Below are 16651 nucleotides of genomic sequence, written 5' to 3'. Positions count from 1 at the left end.
CTCCCTACGGGACGGGTCACAGGGCGGTGAAGCCGCCGTCGACGACGAGTTCGGTACCGGTGACGAAGGACGCGGTGCCGCACGCCAAGAACCGCACCGCGGCCGCCACTTCGTCGGGGTGCGCGGCCCGGCGCAAGGGAGTGCGCGCGATGACCTCGCTCATGAACTCCTGGGGCACCGCGGCCGTCATGGCAGTCGAGACCATGCCGGGGGAGACGGCGTTGACCCGGATGCCGGCGGGCGCCAGCTCGACGGCCGCCGCCCGGGTCATGGCGCGCACCGCGCCCTTGGCGGCGTGGTAGGCGAAGGCGGCTCCCGAGCCGACCAGGCCGTAGATGGAACTCACGTTGACGATGGAGCCGCCCCCGGCCGACCGCATGCACGGCGTGACGGCCCGCATCCCCAGCCAGGTCCCGCGCTGGCAGGTGTCCACCACCCGGTCCCACTCCTGGGGAGTGCAGCTCTCCAGGCCGTGGATGCCGAGCGTTCCGGCGTTGTTGACGAGGACGTCGAGATGGCCGAAGCGACGGCGGGCGAAGCGGGTCACCCGCTGCCAGGAGTCGGGGTCGGTCACATCGAGGGGGTGGCCGACCGCCGTGCCCGTGGTGGAGCCGTGCTTGAATCCCTCGGCGGCGGCCCGGCACGCGTCGCCGTCGAGGTCCGTGACCACCACGCCCAGGCCCTGATCGAGCAGGGCCCGGGTGACGGCCCCGCCGATGCCGCCGAGCGCCCCGGTCACCAGCGCCACCCGTGTGCGGGGCCCCGATGCGGCCGTCATCACTCGGCGCCGGGCGGGAACCAGGCGACGGCCGCCGCGTATCCGCGAGCATGCGTCAGCGAGATCCGCGGCGTCGCCAGGCCTCTCTCGCCCATCCAGCGGGCGAGATCGTCGCGCACCCGCAGAACGGGAGCCTCTTCCGTGCGCCGCCAGACCTCCATGTCCTGCCAGGGCGGCGTCCCCGGCCAGCCCAGGAGATGCGCGGCCGCCTCCTTGGCCGCCTTGCGGGCGGACAGGTGCTCCTCGGCGCGGGCCAGCGAGTACGCGTAACGCCGTTCGATGTCGGTCAGCCAGTCGGTCCAGCGGGGATCGTCCCGGTCCGGGCAGTGCTGGGGCGGGGTGATCCTGACGACCGGCCCCGGGGTGCTGTCGTGGTTCATGACGCCTCCTCGGTCACGGTCCGCTGCCACGGGGCCAGGACCAGGGAGACGTAGGTCCCTCCCCAGTTGGCGGCGGTCAGCACACACGCCTTGCCCGCCGTTTCGGGAGCGGAGTCGAGATAGGGACCCATCCCGTCGAGCGGCTGGGCCAGGCCCGGGACCCGGGGGCTCCAGCCGGTGCGCAGGGTCTCGGTGGCGCAGACCGCCGACATCAGCGCCGATGTGCTGGGAACGTGCCCGGTGTACGCGCTGAGGTTGCTCAGACGGATCGTGCCGGGCTGCCACACCCGGGCGACCGCGGCCGCTTCGGCGCGGTCGATCGCGGCGGTGCCACGGGCGTCGCCGAAGACCGTGCCCACCTCCTGGGGTGACACACCGCCGTCGGCCAGGGCCCTGGTGAAGCTCTCCGCCCACGCCTCGCCCGAGGGGTCGTTGCCCGCGACGCGGTAACCGTCGCTGGTGGTGGCGTGCCCCTTGACCTCCGCGAGGATGGTCGCCCCGCGCGCCAGGGCGTGCTCGAGGGACTCGACGACCAGGGCCGTGCTGCCCGCGCCGAGGACGGCGCCGGTGGGGGTGGCGCTGTAGGGGCGGGGGCTGTCCTCGGCGAGCAGACCGACCCGGTCGAACCCGAAGTGCAGCAGGGGGGTGAGCTCGTCGGCGCTCACGGCGAGCATCACATCCACCTCGCCGCGGTGGATCAGGTCGGCCGCGTATCCCAGACCGCTCAGCCCCGAGGCACAACCGGTGGCCAGGGTGGACAGCGGGCCGCGGATCTGAAGGGCGAGACAGGCGTGTCCGGCCGCGGCGTTCATCACCGAGTTGGGGAAGAGACGGGGGTTGACGCGGTGCGGTCCCTGGGTGCCGATGGTCTCGCTGAGTTGCTCCACCGTCTCGACGGGCCCGCTGAACGTGCCGAACACCATGCCGATCCGGGCCGCTTCGGCCTTGGTGACGCGCAGCCCCGCGTCGTCGAGGGCCAGACGGCTCGCGGCGAGGGTGAGCAGGCCGATCTGGTCCAGTCGGCGCGCGTAGGCGCGGTCGACGTGGCGGCGGCAGTCGGCGGTGTCGACCTCGGCGGCGAGATCGGTACGGGACCGGCTGAAGTCGCCCAGCCGCGCCGGGCCCACGCCGGTGCGTCCCTCCCTCAGGGCGTCGAGGAACGTCTGGCGGCCGCTGCCCAGCGCGGTCACCGGTCCCGCGCCGGTGATGACGACGCGCCGGGAGGTGGGGGTGCGTGGCGCGGCGGGCCGACTCCCCAGCACCAGGGCGCAGTTGTTGCCCCCGAACGCGAAGGAGTTGGAGACCACCACGTTCAGTTCCCGCGGCCGGGACCGGTTGGGCACGATGTCCCGGGGCAGTTCGAGGGTCTCGTCCACATTGACCGTGGGCGGCAGCACGCCGTCGCGCAGCGCCATCACACAGGTGGCCGCCTCCATCGCCCCGGCGGCGCCGAGCATGTGGCCCACCTGCGACTTGGTGCTGCTCATCGGGGCGGCGGTACGTCCCTGGAACAGGGCGTCCACGGCTTTGGTCTCGGCGCTGTCGTTGGTGGGTGTGCCGGTGCCGTGCCCGTTGACGTAGTCGATGTGCTCGGGGCCGAGCGCGGCCTGGGCGAGTCCTGCGCGCATGGCGCGGTTGGCGCCGTCGCCCGCCGGGTCGGGGGCGGTTGCGTGATAGGCGTCGCTGGTGAGGGCGTAGCCGAGGACGTAGCTGAGGATGTCCGCGCCTCGCTCGCGGGCGTACGACTCCGATTCCAGGACCAGGAAGGCCGCGCCCTCACCGAGGTTGAGGCCGGTGCTGCGGGAGTAGGGGGCGCACGGCTCGGAGTCCAGCGCGTTGAGGCTGTCGAACCCCGCGAGGGAGAGGATGTCGAGCACGTCCACCCCGCCCGCGATCATCACGTCGGCGCGGCCCTCGCGGATCGCGTCGGCCGCGAACCCGATCGAATTGGACCCGGCGGCACAGGCGTTGGAGATGACTACCTTGGGGCCCTTGAAGCGGAACGCGATACTGAGGGCGTCGGCCGAGGTGTACAGCGGGTAGTTGAAGAGGAGGTCGCGGTGGGTCGCGTCGGGGCCTTCGCGGAGCAGTTCCCAGTGGAACTGTTCGCCGCGGTCGAGGCCGCCCACGGAGGTCCCCACCGCGATCCCCCTGCGGTACGGATCCTGCCCGTCCTGGGCAAGTCCCGCGCTGTCGACGGCCTCTTGCGCGGCGGTCAGGGCCAGCGCGGTGGCCCGGTCGACCCGGCCGCGCAGACGGGGGTGGGCGGCGGGGAGGGTGGAGGCCTCTCCCGAGTACTGGCAGCTGAGCGTCGACACGTCGAGGCGCCGGGTCTTCGCGATGCCGCTGTCGCCTGCGCGGATACCGCGCCAGACGTGCTGTGCGCCGCTGCCGAGCGCACAGCTCAGGCCTATTCCGGTGATGGCCACACCTTCGAGGCGGTGGTTGCTGAGGCTCATGACTTCTCCTTGCGTGCCGAAGGCGGCGTGTCGAAGGTGGTGTGTCGAAGGCGGTGTGTCGAAGGCGGTGTGCCGGAGGTGGTGTATCGGGGGCTCGGCGTGCCTGTGAGCGGGGCGCCGGGGAGGGCGGGGCGGGCGGGTGCCCGCCCCGCGTGCCGTGTCAGTCCAGCGGGACGTCGAGGCTGGTGGCGGTGAGGAAGGGTGCGGAGATGGTGCGCAGGGCGCTGCCGCTCTCGCCGAGGGCGAACTCCTGGCCGGAGGCGGCCACGGCCGTGTCGACCTGAGCGGTGCCGATCACCCGGCCGAGGCGGGGCGACCAGACCGCGTGGGTGACCACACCCACCTCGGCGTCGCTCACGGTCAGGGCGGTGCCGCGCTCGGGGCGCTGGGTCAACTCCTCGGCCCCGACCCAGCACACGGGCCGGCGCACGTGGTCCGCGGCGCCTGCGGGCTCCTTGCCGGGTTCGATCATCCACTGGAGGCCGAGGTCGAAGGCGGTGGCGTCGCCGTCCGCCGCCTCGTGCTCCACGCTGGCGAACCGGACCTCCATCCGGCACACGTCGACGGCGTCCTTGCCGCACTCCACGGCGCCGAGCGCGATGAACTCGGCCCGCAGCGCCGCACCGGACCCGGCCTGGGCGAAGAACTTGTAGCCGTACTCGCCGGTCACTCCCGTGCGGGAGATGGTCAGCGGCCGGCCGTCGTGATCGGTCGTCACGAAGCTGCGGTAGCCCATGGAAGCCACGGGGAAGGGAAGGTAGCGCTGCGCGACGCGGAAGGAGGCCGGTCCCTCGACGGCGAGCACGTCGTACTCGGCGCTCACGTCCTGCACCGTGGCGTCGGGCGCGAAGGCGGCGCCGGCCAGCAGGTGTTCGGTGGCCTCGGCCGCCTGGGCGGGCCAGATCTCCACCAGGTAGTGGCCGGTGTGGCAGTGGATGAGCACCTCGGACAGGAGGGTGCCGTCCTCGCGCAGGAGCAGCGCGGTCATGCTCTGGCCTTCGAGCAGGAACTCCACGCCACGGGTGGCCACGTGGCCGAGGAAGCCGATGGCTCCCGGCCCGGACACCCGCACCAGGCCGATGCCGGTGTAGTCGAGGAGCCCGCACGAGGCACGCAGGACGGCGTACTCGTCAGGGGTGTTGGTGTATGCGCTCTTCATGGGTTCTCCTGAGGGAGTCGTGAATCAGGTGCGGGGCAAGGGAGTTCATGCGTCGCGTTCGGTGACGGCCAGCCGGACGGTGAGTACGGGATCGCTGCCGACGGAGGCCTGGCCGGTGACCGAGATGAGCCCGCCGACGCGCGCGCCGCTCTGAAGGCGGAAGACCACCTGGTCGCCGGGGACGACGGGCTTGAGGAACTTCGCCTGGCGGATCTCGGCGAGGTAGCCGACGCGGTCGGCCACGTCGCCCACGATCTCCCCGGTGGCGCGCAGGGCGCCGGCGGTCCCGTAGACGACTGCGGCGAGCTGGGCCACGCACTCCACGAGCAGGACGCCGGGGTAGATCATGCGGCCGGGGAAGTGCCCGGCCAGCACGGCGTCGGACGAGGTGATGTTCTTGATCGCTTCGGCGCTCGTCCCCGGTTCCAGGGCCGTGACCCGGTCCAGCAGGAAGAACGGATGGCGGTGGGGGAGCAGCCGGGCGATGTCGTCGGCGCTCAGGACGGCGCCGGCGGCCGCGGGGGAGTGGTCGCTCATGACTGCTCTGCCTGGATGTGGTCGAGCAGACGGTTGAGCGAGAGCAGGCTGTGGGTGTTGTCGTCGGTGAGGGTGACGCCGAAGGTGTCCTCGACGGCCATCGCGAGTTCGAGGGTGTCGATCGAGTCGAGTTCGAGTCCGCGCCCGAACAGTGGCTGGTCGTCACCGATGGACGCCGGGTCGACATCGAGCGCCAAGCGGTCCACCAGGAGGGTCTTGACCTCCAGGGCCAGCTGGTGCCGGCGCGTGGCGTGGGTGGTGGCTTCTTCCAGGGACATGACCATGAGGTGTCTCCGATTCCTAGGAGGGGTGGGTGTGCGGGGGGAAATCGTCGGCCGGTAAGTGGTGATGGGCGGTGGTCAGCTGATGAGTCCGCCGTCGACGACGAGTGAGGTGCCGGTGATGTACGAGGCGGTGTCGCCGAGCAGGAACCGCACGGCGGAGCCCACCTCCTCGGGTCGGCCGATGCGGCCCAGCGGGATGCCGTGGAGGCTCTCGGTGAGCCGGTCGGGCGGCATCTGGCGGGTCATCGCGGTGTCGACGAAGCCCGGGACCACGGCGTTGACCCGTACGCCGTAGGAGCCGAGTTCCTTGGCCATCGACTTGACCATGGCCAGAACCCCCGCCTTGGAGGCCGCGTAATTGGCCTGCCCGGCGGGCGGGTTGAAGGCGCTGGTGGAGCAGACGGTGACGATGGACCCGCTGCGTCGGCTCGCCATCATCCGGCCGGCCGCCCGGCAGCACAGGAAGGCGCCGGTGAGGTTGGTGTCGATCACCTGCCGCCACTTGGACTCGCCCATCATGATCGCGTAGCCGTCCTGGGTGATCCCGGCGTTGTTGACCAGGGCGTCGAGGCCGCCGTGCCGGCGGCGGATCTCGCGGTACATGCGGTCCACGTCGTCCGGCCGGGAAATGTCGGCCTGGACGAGTTCCGCGTCCGGCCGCACGTCCCGGACGGTACGCAGGGCCGCCTGCGCCTGGTCGGGGTTGCCGCGGTGGTTGAGGAGGACGGTGGCTCCGGCGCGGGCCAGATCGGTGGCCACGGCGAGACCGATTCCCTTGGTGGCCCCGGTGACGAGCGCGATGCGTCCTTCGAGTTCGGTCACGAGCTGTCCTTCGTTGTCGCGGTGGTCATGGGGGTGTCGGCGCCGGGCCGCGCTGGGGCGCCGGGCGTGGTGCGCAGGGCTTCCTGGACGCTCAGATGCACGGCTTCGCGGGCGATCTCGCGCCCGAGGCCGGCGAGCACCCGCCCGGGACCGGACTCCACGAAGACGCCGACGCCCCGGTGGCGCAGGGTGGTGACGGTGCGCCGCCACTGCACGGGGCGCAGCATCTGCCAGGCCAGTTCGTCGTGGTACTCCTCGATGTCCTCGACCACCCGGCCGGTGGTGCTGGAGACGAGGGGGGTACGGGGAGGGGTGAGCCGGGCCCCGGACAGCTCGGCGGCGAGCGGCGCGAGGGCCGACGCCATCAGGGGCGAGTGGTAGGCGCCGCCGACGGGGAGCTGTCGGGCCCGCAGCGCGCCGAGGGCCTGAGCCTGCTCGATGACGCGCCCGACCGCCGGTGTACTGCCCGAAATGACCGTCTGGCGGCGGGAGTTGATGTTGGCGACCGTCGCCAGGGCCGTGCCCTCGCCCGCCTCGCGGCAGAGCCGGCGGACCAGGTCCAGGGGCAGTCCCACAATGGCGGCCATGGACCCCGGGGAGACCCGGGCCGCGACGCGCATGGCCCGGCCCCGACAGGAGACGAGCCGCAGCGCGGTGTCCAGGTCCAGGCACCCGGCGGCGTACAGGGCGGTGAACTCGCCGAGGCTGTGTCCGGCGACATAATCCGGCCGCCAGCCGTCGGCGCGCAGCCGGGTCAGCGCCGCGGCCGACCAGACGAAGACCAGCACCTGGGCGATCTCCGGGTCGGCGAGGCTGCGGGCGTCGGCCGTGGACATCAGGTGGCTGACCGGGAGGCCCGTCACTTCCTCGGCACGGGCGACGACGCCGAGGGCCGGGGACCCGAGCCGCTCGACCTCCCGTCCCATGCCGGGGAACTGGCTGCCCTGTCCGGGGAAGAGGAAGGCGGTGGAGGCGGCGCCGCTCATGACGTCGTGCCTTCGTGTGCGTTCGGCGTGCGGGCGGCGGCCCAGGCGGCGGCCATGTCGTCACCGAGGTCATGGGCGCCGCCCACGACCTCGACGTCGTGGTCGGCGGCCCAGCGCCCCAGTTCGCCGTGGAGGCGCACCGGCCAGGCCGTCTCACCTGGTGCGACCTCGACCTCGATGTCCTTGAAGGCGGCGCCGAACGGCAGGCCTCCGACGGCCTTCACGACGCCTTCCTTGACGCCGAACGCCTTGCCGAGGAGCCGTTCGCGCGGTGTGTCCGCGTCGGCACCGTCCTCGGCGGCCCGGCGCTCGGCGAGGGTGAAGACGCGTTGCAGCAGCTCGCCCTTGGTGCGGGCGACCGCCAGGTCCCACCGGCACAGGTCGACGAGGTCGATGCCCGCCGAGTGGACGTCCTGAGGCATCGAGGCGCGAAGAATTTCTGACATTTCCATCGTCGACTCCTGTCGCTGCGCGAGGCGTAAGAATTGAGGAATGGGCCGCGAGAATTCAGGCCGGTGAATGGCTTTCCGCTGGTATCCGGCGGCCCTCTTCGCTATCGAAGCTAGATTCGCTCACGCATTCATGTCAACCGATCTGCCGGGATTGCCCTTTTCTCTTACTCGATCTGAAAGGCCTCTTTTCCGGGCCTGTAAGACATGACAGAAAGGCGTAAGATTTCGCAGCTCAGGGTGGTGATGAAAAGCGCTGCGTGATGTTTTCAGGGCCTCATTGACGGCCCTGTCTGCATCTGCGTAGCCTGCTGATGTCGATGCGGCTGCATTCCGCATTGCGGCGCCCGTCGAGGAATTGTTCATTCCTCCGGGACTCCTATTTCTGAAACCCCTGTGAGAGAGAGGCGTCATGCCGCGCTGGGTTGAAACGGTTTCCGCCGTCGAGGGCTGGAACCACATCGATACGACCGCCCGTGTCCGGTGGGGCGAGTGCGATGTGCAGGGCCATGCCTACTACGCCAGTTACGTCCCCTGGTTCGACCTGGGGCGCGAGGCGTTCGCTCTGGCCGTGGGCGTCGACTTCTGGAACTACACGATCACCACGACGAACTTCCGGGCCCGCTTCCACGAGCCGGCCAAATACCTCGACGACCTGACCATCCGCACCTGGGCGGTCACCCCGCGGCGCCACTTGGAGTGCCACTACGAGATCTACCGCACCAACGGTGGACGCCTGTTGGCGGAAGCCCATTCGGTGCACTCGCTCGTCGACCCCGCCACCGGCAAGTTGATGCGCGCCACCGATGAACTCCACGACAAGTTCGAGGAGTTCATGGAGCGCCGCCGTACCGCGGCGGCCGCCGCCCACCGCTGACCCACCCCGGGCGGGCAGCCGTGTTCGCCCGCCTCACCCCCAGCCGAACGGCCCCAGGAGGCAAGGCATGAATTCCCCGGCCCTTGAGCAGTTGCGTGCCGCGCTGCGAGGACAGTTGGTCACTCCGGCCGACGCGGAGTACGACACGGTGCGCCGCGTCTTCAACGCGATGATCGACCGCCGGCCCGCGCTCATCGTGCGGTGTCTCAACACCGCCGACGTCCTCGCGGCCCTCGCCCATGCCCGCGAGGAGGGGCTGCCCGTCGCCGTGCGCGGCGGCGGACACAGCATCGCCGGCCACGGCACCTGCGACGGGGGGCTCCTGATCGACATGTCGCTGATGCGGGCGGTGCACGTCGATCCCGCGCGCCGCACTGTGCGGGCGCAGGCGGGGGCCACCCTGGGCGATGTGGACCGCGAGTCCCAGGTGCACGGCCTCGCGGTGCCCAGCGGCCAGGTCTCCGAGACCGGCATCGCGGGCCTCACCCTCAGCGGCGGTATGGGCATGCTGCAACGAAAGTACGGCCTGACCTGCGACAACCTGCTCTCCGTGGACATGGTGACGGTGAACGGAGAGCTCGTGACGGCCAATGCCGAGCAGAACACCGAGCTGTTCTGGGCCGTGCGCGGCGGCGGCGGGAACTTCGGCGTCGTCACGTCCTTCGAATACCGCGCCCACCCCGTGGGACCGATGATGCTGGCCGGCATCGTCGCCCACCCGGTCGAAGAGGCCGCCGCGGTACTGGAGTTCCTGCACGAGCAGATCGCGGACACCCCCGACGAACTCAGCACCGATGTCGTCTTCCTGCGGGTGCCGCGGCTGGAGTTCTTCCCCGAGGAGCACCAGGGCCGGCCCGTGGTCGCCTTCTTCCTGCGCTACGCCGGTGACGTCGAGGACGGCTGGGAAGTGGTGCGGCGCTTCCGCGAGTTCGGCGAGCCCCTCATCGACGCCATCGCCCCGATGCCCCTCGTCCACGTCCAGTCGATGCTGGACCCCGCCAACCCGCGCGACCATCAGCAGTACTGGACCAGCGAGTTCCTGCCGCGCTTCGGTCCGGCCGAGCGGGAGACGGTGGCGCGCATCGGTGCGGACCTGCCCTCCCCCGAGACGGTGATGCAGGTCATTCCGTTCGACGCCGAGCCCACCCGGATCCCCGCCGACGCCACCGCCTTCGCCCACCGCGAGGAGAGCTGGCTCATCCACATCGTCGGCCAGTGGGCGAACCCGGCGGAGAACGACCGGTGCCGGAGCTGGGTGCGGGACGCGGGCGCCCAGCTGCGCGCCTTCGGGACCGGCGCCGCCTACCTCAACCTGCTCAGCGGCGACGAGGCGGACATGCGGGTCAACGCGTTCTGGAGCGACGACCGCCTGCGGCGCCTCGCCGAGGTCAAGGCCCAGTACGACCCCGACAACCTGCTCCGCTTCAACCACAACATCCCGCCGGCCCCGGCCCCGGCCAAGGACGAGCGGTGAGCCGCCGCCCGGGCGGCCGGCGCGTGCGGGTCGCCGTCGTCGGCGCCGGCTTCGGGGGCTGGGCGTGGCCATGGCTCTCAAGCGCTCCGGACACGACGACTTCGTCGTCCTCGACAAGGCGACCGGGATCGGCGGCGTCTGGCGGGACAACACCTATCCCGGCGCGGCCTGCGACGTCCCCGCCTCGCTCTACTCGTACTCCTTCGGACCCCGCTACCCCTGGTCCAGGCGGTACGCCCCGCAGGCCGAGATCCTCGACTATCTGCGCCGGTGCGTCGCCACCCACGGCCTGGCCCCCCATCTGCGGCTGGGACGGGACGTCACCGAGGCGGTCTTCGACGAGGACCGGCTGCTGTGGCGCCTGCGCACGGCGAGCGGGGAGACCATCGAGGCGGAGGTGCTCGTCGCGGCCTGCGGCCAGCTCAACCGACCGGTCGTGCCCCGCATCCCGGGCGCCGAGCGCTTCACGGGCCACACCTTCCACACGGCGCGGTGGGACCACGACCACGCGTTGCGAGGCCGACGGGTGGCCGTGGTCGGGACCGGCGCGAGCGCCCTCCAGGTGATTCCCGCCATCGCCGAGGAAGTCGAGCACCTCACCGTCTTCCAGCGGTCCGCGCCCTATGTCGTCCCCAAGTGGGACCGTCCACTGGACCCGTCGGGCGGCCTGCCGCGCCCGGTCCGCGACGTACGGCACAAGGCCGCGCGGCTGGGCTGGTGGCTCTTCAACGAGTCGCTGGTGAGCGGCCTGACCCGTCGCTGGCCCACCGTGGGCCTCACCCGGCGCGGCAGCCAGGCCCAGCTGAGCAAGCAGCTCTCCGATCCGGCGCTGCGGGCGCGGCTCACCCCCACGACCGAGATCGGCTGCAAGCGCGTCGGCATCTCCAGCTCCTACTATCCGACGCTGCAACGGCCCGACGTGACGCTGGTGACCGAGCCGATCACGGAGCTGACCGCAACGGCGCTCCTCACCGCGGACGGCGGTCGGCACGAGGTCGACACCATCGTGTACGCGACCGGGTTCGCCGCCACCGACTTCCTCGGCCCGCTGCGCGTACGCGGGCGGCGCGGCACGGACCTGTCGGACCTGTGGCGTGAGGGGGCCCGCGCGCATCTGGGCATGACGGTGCCCGGGTTCCCCAACTTCTTCCTCGTCTACGGACCCAACACCAACATCGGCGCCGGCTCGGCCCTCTACATGATCGAGAGCCAGGTCCGCTACATCAAGGCCGCCGTCCTCGAACTGACCAAGGGCGCCCGGGCCTTCCTCGAAGTGCGCCCCGAGGTCGCCGACGCCTTCGACGCCGAGATGACCCGGCGGACCCGGCGTTCGGTCTGGGCGACCTGCACCAGCTGGTACCGCCATCCCTCGGGCCGGGTGACCAACAACTGGCCCGGCCAGACGGTGGAGTACCGCCGCAGGACCGCGCGCCTCAACCCGGCCGACTTCCAGCCGGCACTGCCGCGGCAGCGCCGGCCGTGACCTCGGCCCTCTCCTCACGGCAAGGAACGCCATGACGATGCACCGGGAAACACCCCCCGAATCCCCGTCGCAGTCGGAGTCGGAAGCCATCCTGAACATCCTGCGCGAGCAGGGGTTCCCTCCGCTGGACAGCGCCGACGTTCCCCAACTACGGCTCCTGATCGGCCAGTTGCGTCAGGCCCAGGGAGTCGCGGAGCCGGTCGCCCAGGTACGGCACACCTTCGTGCGGGGGCCGGCGGGACTGCTGCCGGTGCGGGTGTACCAGCCCCGGCCACGGCCCGGACCGCGCCCGCTCCTGGTGTTCTTCCACGGCGGCGGCTGGGCGGCAGGCGACGTGGACCTCGTCGACAGGCCGCTGCGCCGGCTGGCCAACGAGACGGGGGCCGTCGTCGCAAGCGCCGGCTACCGGCTCGCCCCCGAAACGCAGTTTCCCGGGCCCCTCCTCGACGCCCACGCGGCCCTGCGCGCACTCGCCGCACGCGCCGCCGAGTTCGGCGCCGACCCGGGACATCTGATCGTCGCGGGGGAGAGCGCCGGGGCCAACCTCGCCGCCGCCACGTGCCGCAGGGCCCTCCAGGAGGGGGGCCCGCGCCCGGCGCTCCAGATCCTCATCTGCCCCCCGCTGGCGCCCGCGCGCCACACCCCCTTCGCGTCCTACCGCGAGAAGGCCGACGGTTACGTCAACACCCGTGCCGCGATGGAACGGTTCTGGGATCTGTATGTGCCCGACGCGGACACGGCCCGGAGCCCGCTGGCCGCCCCGCTCCTTGCCGACGACTTCTCGGGGCTGCCCCCGGCCCTCGTGCTCACCGCCGAGCACGACCCGCTGCGGGACGAGGCGGAGGAGTACGCCCGACGCCTCGATCTGGACCGGGTGCCCGCCACGGTGAGCCGGATCCCCGGAGCCCTGCACATCTTCTTCCTCCTCCCGCACCTCACCGCCTTCCGTACGGCACTGCTCGACATCGGGCGCGCCATCCGGGCCCACCCGCCCAACGGCCCAGCAAGCCACCCCGGCTCCCGGCACGACGCGACGGCGTCATGACCACCTCCACCCCGCCCTCAGGAAGGGGCAACGGCATGCACCACCGCCACATCTACCTCGACGGCACCTGGACCCCTCCCACATCGACGGAGGTCATCGACGTCATCGAGGCGGCCACCGAAACGGTCATCGGATCGGTACCGGACGGCACGCCCCAGGACGTGGACGCCGCGGTAGGCGCCGCACGGCGGGCCTTCCCGGGCTGGGCCGACACCCCCGCACCCCGCAGGGCCGCGCAGCTGCGTGAGGTGGCCGACGCCCTGGAGCGCCGCGGGCCCCACCTCGCCGAGCTGATCACCCGCGAGGTGGGGACGCCGATCGGCTTCGCCCACATGGCCCAGGTCGGGCTCGCCGTGCTGGCCTTCCGCATCGCGGCCGAGGTGGGCGAGAGCTACCCCTACGAGCGCGGACAGCCCCAATCCCTCGTGCTGCGCGAGCCGTTCGGGGTCGTGGCCGCGATCACGCCGTGGAACTATCCGCTGTTCCAGGTCGCCGCGAAGGCCGCCTACGCCCTGGCGGCGGGCAACACGCTGGTGCTCAAGCCCAGTGAGGTGGCGCCCCTCAGCGTCTACGCCCTGACCGAGATCATGGACGAAGTCGGGCTCCCGCCCGGCGTGTTCAACCTGGTGAGCGGGACCGGCCCGGTGGTCGGGCAGGCGCTGGCGGCCCATCCCGACGTCGACTTCGTCTCCTTCACCGGCTCCACCGACGTGGGCAGGACCGTCACCCGCACCGCCGCCGGCACGATCAAGCGGATCGCTCTCGAACTGGGCGGCAAGAGCCCCACGGTCGTGCTCCCGGACGCCGACCTCGCCGACGTAGTACCCCGGGCCGTCGCCTCCGCCTTCCTCAACAACGGCCAGACCTGCTGCGCCCTGACCCGGCTCGTGGTGCCCCGCGGCCGCAAGGACGAGGTCGAGCGGGCCGCCCGCGAGGCGGCGGAGGCGACGCGGGTCGGGGATCCGCTGCTGCCCACCACCCAACTCGGCCCGCTGGTCTCCGCCCAGCAGCGCGAACGGGTGCGGCGCCACATCCGCCGGGCGCAGGAGCAGGGCGCCACGCTGCTCACCGGCGGCGCCGAACCCCCCGAGGGCCTGCCGCACGGGTACTACGTCCGCCCCACCGTCCTGTCCGACGTCACCACCGCCATGGACGTGCAGCACGAGGAAGTCTTCGGCCCGGTGCTGGTCATCGAGTACTACGACGACGACCACGACGACGGCCACGAGGACGAGGCCGTCGCGCTGGCCAACGCCACGCCCTACGGGCTGGCCGCCGCGGTGTGGTCGGCCGACCGGGACCGTGCCGTGGGCGTGGCCCGCCGGATCCGTGCCGGGCAGGTCGAGGTGAACGGCGGGACCTTCAACCCCCGTGCCCCCTTCGGCGGTTACAAGCAGTCCGGGAACGGCCGCGAACACGGTGTCTTCGGGCTCGAGGAGTTTCTCGAAACCAAGTCGGTCCAGCTCTGAACCCCCACCGCCCCAACCCCCCACCCACAGACAGGAAACCGCTCCCATGCTCCGTACCATGTTCACCTCGAAGATCCACCGCGCCACCGTCACCCAGGCGGACCTCCACTACGTCGGCTCCCTCACCCTGTGCGCCGACCTGATGGACGCCGCCGGTCTGCTGCCGGGCGAGAAGGTGGACATCGTCGACATCAACAACGGCAATCGGCTCTCGACCTATCTCATCGAGGGCCCCCGCGGCTCCGGAGTGGTCGGCATCAACGGGGCCGCGGCCCGGCTCATCAGCCCCGGCGACCTGGTGATCATCATCGCGTACGGGATGATCGAGTCCTCCGAGGCCGCCAAGGTGGAGCCCCGGGTCGTCTTCGTCGACGCGAACAACCGCATCGTGCGGCTCGGCTCCGATCCGGCCGAGGCGACGCCCGACGGCACCACGCTCCGCGGCGACCACGTCTTCGTCGACTAGCCCTCTTCCCCGCAACCGCACCACCGGGCGGGCCGCGATCCGACGTCGGCCCGCCCCGGTGGTGCGCTCCACCACCACCCGGCACAACCACCCGGAGACACAAGATGTGCGGAATCACAGGATGGGTCTCGTACGACGGCGACCTCACCGGACAGCGGCACCTACTGGACCGGATGACGGCCACGATGACCGGCCGAGGGCCGGACGCGGGGGGCGCCTGGGCGGAGCGGCACGCGGCCCTCGGCCATCGCAGGCTGGCCGTCATCGACCTGGCCGGCGGCGCCCAGCCCATGACCGCCGCCACCGCGGACGGCACGGTGGCGCTGACCTACAGCGGCGAGGTCTACAACTTCCGCGAGCTGCGCGCCGAACTACGCGCCCGCGGCCACCGGTTCACCACCGCGAGCGACACCGAGGTGGTGCTGCGCGGCTACCTGGAGTGGGGCGACGCCCTCGTCGACCGCCTCACCGGCATGTACGCCTTCGGCCTGTGGGACGGGCGCGCCGAACGGCTGCTCCTGGTCCGTGACCGGCTGGGGATCAAGCCCCTGTACTACCACCCCACGCGCGACGGCGTGCTCTTCGGCTCCGAGCCCAAGGCCCTGCTGGCCCACCCCGATGTGCGGCCCGTCGTCGACGCGGAGGGGCTGCGGGAGATCATGTTCGGGGTGAAGACGCCCGGCCACGCCGTATGGCGGGGCATGCGCGAACTCCCTCCGGCCCATGTGGCCGTGCTCGACCGCTCCGGGTTGCGCGAACGGCCCTACTGGCGCCTGGAAGCCACCGAACACACCGAGGGGCGGGAAGCCACCGCGGGCCACCTGGCCGTGCTGCTCGAAGGATCCGTCCGGGAACAACTCGTCGCCGACGTGCCCCTGTGCACGCTGCTCTCCGGGGGCCTCGACTCCAGTGCCATCACCGGGCTCGCCGCGCGTCAACTCGCCCACGGCAGCGCGCCGTTGCGTACGTTCTCCGTCGACTTCGTCGGCCACCAGGAACACTTCGTCCCCGACGGGCACAACGTCAGCCCCGACACCGCCTACGCCCGGGCCGTGGCCGATCATGTGGGCGCCGACCACACCAACCTCGTCCTCGACCCCGCGTCGCTCGCCGACACCGAGGTGCGGCGCGCCTGTGTGGCCGCCCGTGACCTGCCTGTCGGGCGGGGCGACATGGACCATTCGCTCCTGCTGCTCTTCCGCGCGATACGCGCGCACTCGACCGTCGCGCTCTCCGGAGAGGGCGCGGACGAGATGTTCGGCGGGTACTGGTGGTTCCACGACCCGGCGATCACCGCGAGCGCGGGCTTTCCCTGGCTGACCGCCGCGACCGGCGCGGTGCGACAGGACCGCGCCTTCCTGCGGCCCGAGCTGCAACAGACCCTGAACATGGCCGAGTTCGCCGAGGACCGCTACCGCGAGGCAGTCGCCGCCACACCTGTGCTCGACGGCGACGACGCGGAGCGACGCCGAGTCAGGACAGCGCTCTATCTGCACCTCACCCGGAGCCTCGGCGGGATGCTCGACCGCAAGGACCGCCTCAGCATGGCCGCGGGACTCGAGGTCAGGGTGCCGTTCTGCGACCACCGGATCGTCGAGTACGCGTACAACATCCCGTGGTCCCTGCACGTCTTCGACGGGCGGGAGAAGAGCATCCTGCGCGAGGCCACCCGGGACGTGGTGCCCGACGTCGTCCGCCGGCGCACCAAGAGCCCTTACCCCATGACTCAGGACGTCCGCTATGTCGAGGCGTTGCAGCGCCAGGCCCGGGACGTTCTGAGCGAGCGGGACGCCGCCGTGTTCGCCCTGGTGGACCGCGACGCCGCGACGCGGGCCGCCACCACCTCCTGCGACGCACCGGGCCGACGGCTCCTGTTGGAGAAGCTGCTCGACCTGTACGTCTGGCTCGACCTGTACAAGCCCGAGCTGGCGGTGTCCTGAGACGCCGGGAGGCACCGCACACGACACTGCCCCGGTCCGGCGC

At 71.7% G+C, this 16651-nt stretch carries 16 protein-coding genes; 7 read left to right on the top strand and 9 right to left on the bottom strand.

All coding sequences use genetic code 11. The features are described from left to right. Positions 1-16: 16 nt before the first annotated feature. The 9 genes from DWB77_RS04000 to DWB77_RS03960 all read right to left on the bottom strand — a co-directional run bounded on the left by DWB77_RS04000 (position 17) and on the right by DWB77_RS03960 (position 7857). Positions 17-778, bottom strand: coding sequence for an SDR family NAD(P)-dependent oxidoreductase (locus DWB77_RS04000; RefSeq protein ID WP_120719908.1), 762 nt, complete (start codon positions 776-778; stop codon positions 17-19). Next, complete coding sequence (locus DWB77_RS03995; RefSeq protein WP_120719907.1) at positions 778-1158, bottom strand: hypothetical protein; 381 nt, start codon at positions 1156-1158, stop codon at positions 778-780. The genes DWB77_RS04000 and DWB77_RS03995 overlap by 1 nt, the downstream gene beginning before the upstream one ends. After that, a complete protein-coding gene (locus tag DWB77_RS03990; protein ID WP_120719906.1) occupies positions 1155-3617 on the bottom strand; it encodes a beta-ketoacyl-[acyl-carrier-protein] synthase family protein in 2463 nt (820 codons plus the stop codon). Before DWB77_RS03990 ends, DWB77_RS03995 begins: the two co-directional genes overlap by 4 nt. A 160-nt stretch (positions 3618-3777) precedes the next feature. Beyond that, on the bottom strand, positions 3778-4776 hold the full coding sequence (locus DWB77_RS03985; RefSeq protein ID WP_120719905.1) for a glycine cleavage T C-terminal barrel domain-containing protein: 999 nt from the start codon (positions 4774-4776) through the stop codon (positions 3778-3780). Between the two features lie 45 nt (positions 4777-4821). Continuing rightward, complete coding sequence (gene fabZ, locus DWB77_RS03980; RefSeq protein WP_120719904.1) at positions 4822-5313, bottom strand: 3-hydroxyacyl-ACP dehydratase FabZ; 492 nt, start codon at positions 5311-5313, stop codon at positions 4822-4824. Next, positions 5310-5591, bottom strand: a complete 282-nt coding sequence (locus tag DWB77_RS03975) for a phosphopantetheine-binding protein (protein WP_216826825.1) — start codon at positions 5589-5591, stop codon at positions 5310-5312. The genes fabZ and DWB77_RS03975 overlap by 4 nt, the downstream gene beginning before the upstream one ends. Before the next feature lie 81 nt (positions 5592-5672). Further along, positions 5673-6419, bottom strand: a complete 747-nt coding sequence (locus DWB77_RS03970; RefSeq protein WP_120719902.1) for an SDR family NAD(P)-dependent oxidoreductase — start codon at positions 6417-6419, stop codon at positions 5673-5675. Next, complete coding sequence (locus tag DWB77_RS03965; RefSeq protein ID WP_120719901.1) at positions 6416-7405, bottom strand: ACP S-malonyltransferase; 990 nt, start codon at positions 7403-7405, stop codon at positions 6416-6418. Before DWB77_RS03965 ends, DWB77_RS03970 begins: the two co-directional genes overlap by 4 nt. Continuing rightward, positions 7402-7857 carry a 4'-phosphopantetheinyl transferase superfamily protein gene (locus DWB77_RS03960; RefSeq protein ID WP_120719900.1) on the bottom strand — a complete coding sequence of 152 codons (456 nt, stop codon included), beginning with the start codon at positions 7855-7857 and terminating at the stop codon, positions 7402-7404. The genes DWB77_RS03965 and DWB77_RS03960 overlap by 4 nt, the downstream gene beginning before the upstream one ends. 409 nt (positions 7858-8266) lie before the next feature. On the opposite strand from DWB77_RS03960, the gene DWB77_RS03955 reads away from it, so the two are divergent. From DWB77_RS03955 to asnB, 7 genes are all read left to right on the top strand, one after another. After that, positions 8267-8731, top strand: a complete 465-nt coding sequence (locus tag DWB77_RS03955; protein ID WP_120719899.1) for an acyl-CoA thioesterase — start codon at positions 8267-8269, stop codon at positions 8729-8731. A gap of 67 nt (positions 8732-8798) precedes the next feature. Beyond that, positions 8799-10205, top strand: a complete 1407-nt coding sequence (locus DWB77_RS03950) for an FAD-binding oxidoreductase (RefSeq protein WP_162952411.1) — start codon at positions 8799-8801, stop codon at positions 10203-10205. Positions 10206-10269: 64 nt separating this feature from the next. Then, entirely contained in the window at positions 10270-11688 is a 1419-nt protein-coding gene (locus tag DWB77_RS03945) for a flavin-containing monooxygenase (protein ID WP_216826824.1), read from the top strand. A 31-nt stretch (positions 11689-11719) separates the two neighbouring features. Further along, positions 11720-12733 carry an alpha/beta hydrolase gene (locus DWB77_RS03940; protein ID WP_120719897.1) on the top strand — a complete coding sequence of 338 codons (1014 nt, stop codon included), beginning with the start codon at positions 11720-11722 and terminating at the stop codon, positions 12731-12733. A 35-nt stretch (positions 12734-12768) separates the two neighbouring features. Next, a complete protein-coding gene (locus DWB77_RS03935) occupies positions 12769-14202 on the top strand; it encodes an aldehyde dehydrogenase family protein (RefSeq protein ID WP_120719896.1) in 1434 nt (477 codons plus the stop codon). A 46-nt stretch (positions 14203-14248) separates the two neighbouring features. Next, a complete protein-coding gene (gene panD, locus DWB77_RS03930; protein WP_120719895.1) occupies positions 14249-14668 on the top strand; it encodes an aspartate 1-decarboxylase in 420 nt (139 codons plus the stop codon). 104 nt (positions 14669-14772) lie between these two features. After that, complete coding sequence (gene asnB, locus DWB77_RS03925; protein WP_120719894.1) at positions 14773-16608, top strand: asparagine synthase (glutamine-hydrolyzing); 1836 nt, start codon at positions 14773-14775, stop codon at positions 16606-16608. Positions 16609-16651: the final 43 nt, after the last annotated feature.

Source organism: Streptomyces hundungensis (genome assembly GCF_003627815.1).
GTDB classification, from domain to species: domain Bacteria; phylum Actinomycetota; class Actinomycetes; order Streptomycetales; family Streptomycetaceae; genus Streptomyces; species Streptomyces hundungensis_A.
This window is presented reverse-complemented; position numbering and strand designations above follow the sequence as displayed.

Coding starts and splice junctions, on each gene's coding strand:
- DWB77_RS03995 (WP_120719907.1), bottom strand. CDS start 1,158: ATGAACCACGACAGCACCCCGGGGCCGGTCGTCAGGATCACCCCGCCC.
- DWB77_RS03985 (WP_120719905.1), bottom strand. CDS start 4,776: ATGAAGAGCGCATACACCAACACCCCTGACGAGTACGCCGTCCTGCGT.
- DWB77_RS03990 (WP_120719906.1), bottom strand. CDS start 3,617: ATGAGCCTCAGCAACCACCGCCTCGAAGGTGTGGCCATCACCGGAATA.
- fabZ (WP_120719904.1), bottom strand. CDS start 5,313: ATGAGCGACCACTCCCCCGCGGCCGCCGGCGCCGTCCTGAGCGCCGAC.
- panD (WP_120719895.1), top strand. CDS start 14,249: ATGCTCCGTACCATGTTCACCTCGAAGATCCACCGCGCCACCGTCACC.
- DWB77_RS03975 (WP_216826825.1), bottom strand. CDS start 5,591: ATGTCCCTGGAAGAAGCCACCACCCACGCCACGCGCCGGCACCAGCTG.
- DWB77_RS03935 (WP_120719896.1), top strand. CDS start 12,769: ATGCACCACCGCCACATCTACCTCGACGGCACCTGGACCCCTCCCACA.
- asnB (WP_120719894.1), top strand. CDS start 14,773: ATGTGCGGAATCACAGGATGGGTCTCGTACGACGGCGACCTCACCGGA.
- DWB77_RS04000 (WP_120719908.1), bottom strand. CDS start 778: ATGACGGCCGCATCGGGGCCCCGCACACGGGTGGCGCTGGTGACCGGG.
- DWB77_RS03955 (WP_120719899.1), top strand. CDS start 8,267: ATGCCGCGCTGGGTTGAAACGGTTTCCGCCGTCGAGGGCTGGAACCAC.
- DWB77_RS03940 (WP_120719897.1), top strand. CDS start 11,720: ATGACGATGCACCGGGAAACACCCCCCGAATCCCCGTCGCAGTCGGAG.
- DWB77_RS03965 (WP_120719901.1), bottom strand. CDS start 7,405: ATGAGCGGCGCCGCCTCCACCGCCTTCCTCTTCCCCGGACAGGGCAGC.
- DWB77_RS03960 (WP_120719900.1), bottom strand. CDS start 7,857: ATGGAAATGTCAGAAATTCTTCGCGCCTCGATGCCTCAGGACGTCCAC.
- DWB77_RS03950 (WP_162952411.1), top strand. CDS start 8,799: ATGAATTCCCCGGCCCTTGAGCAGTTGCGTGCCGCGCTGCGAGGACAG.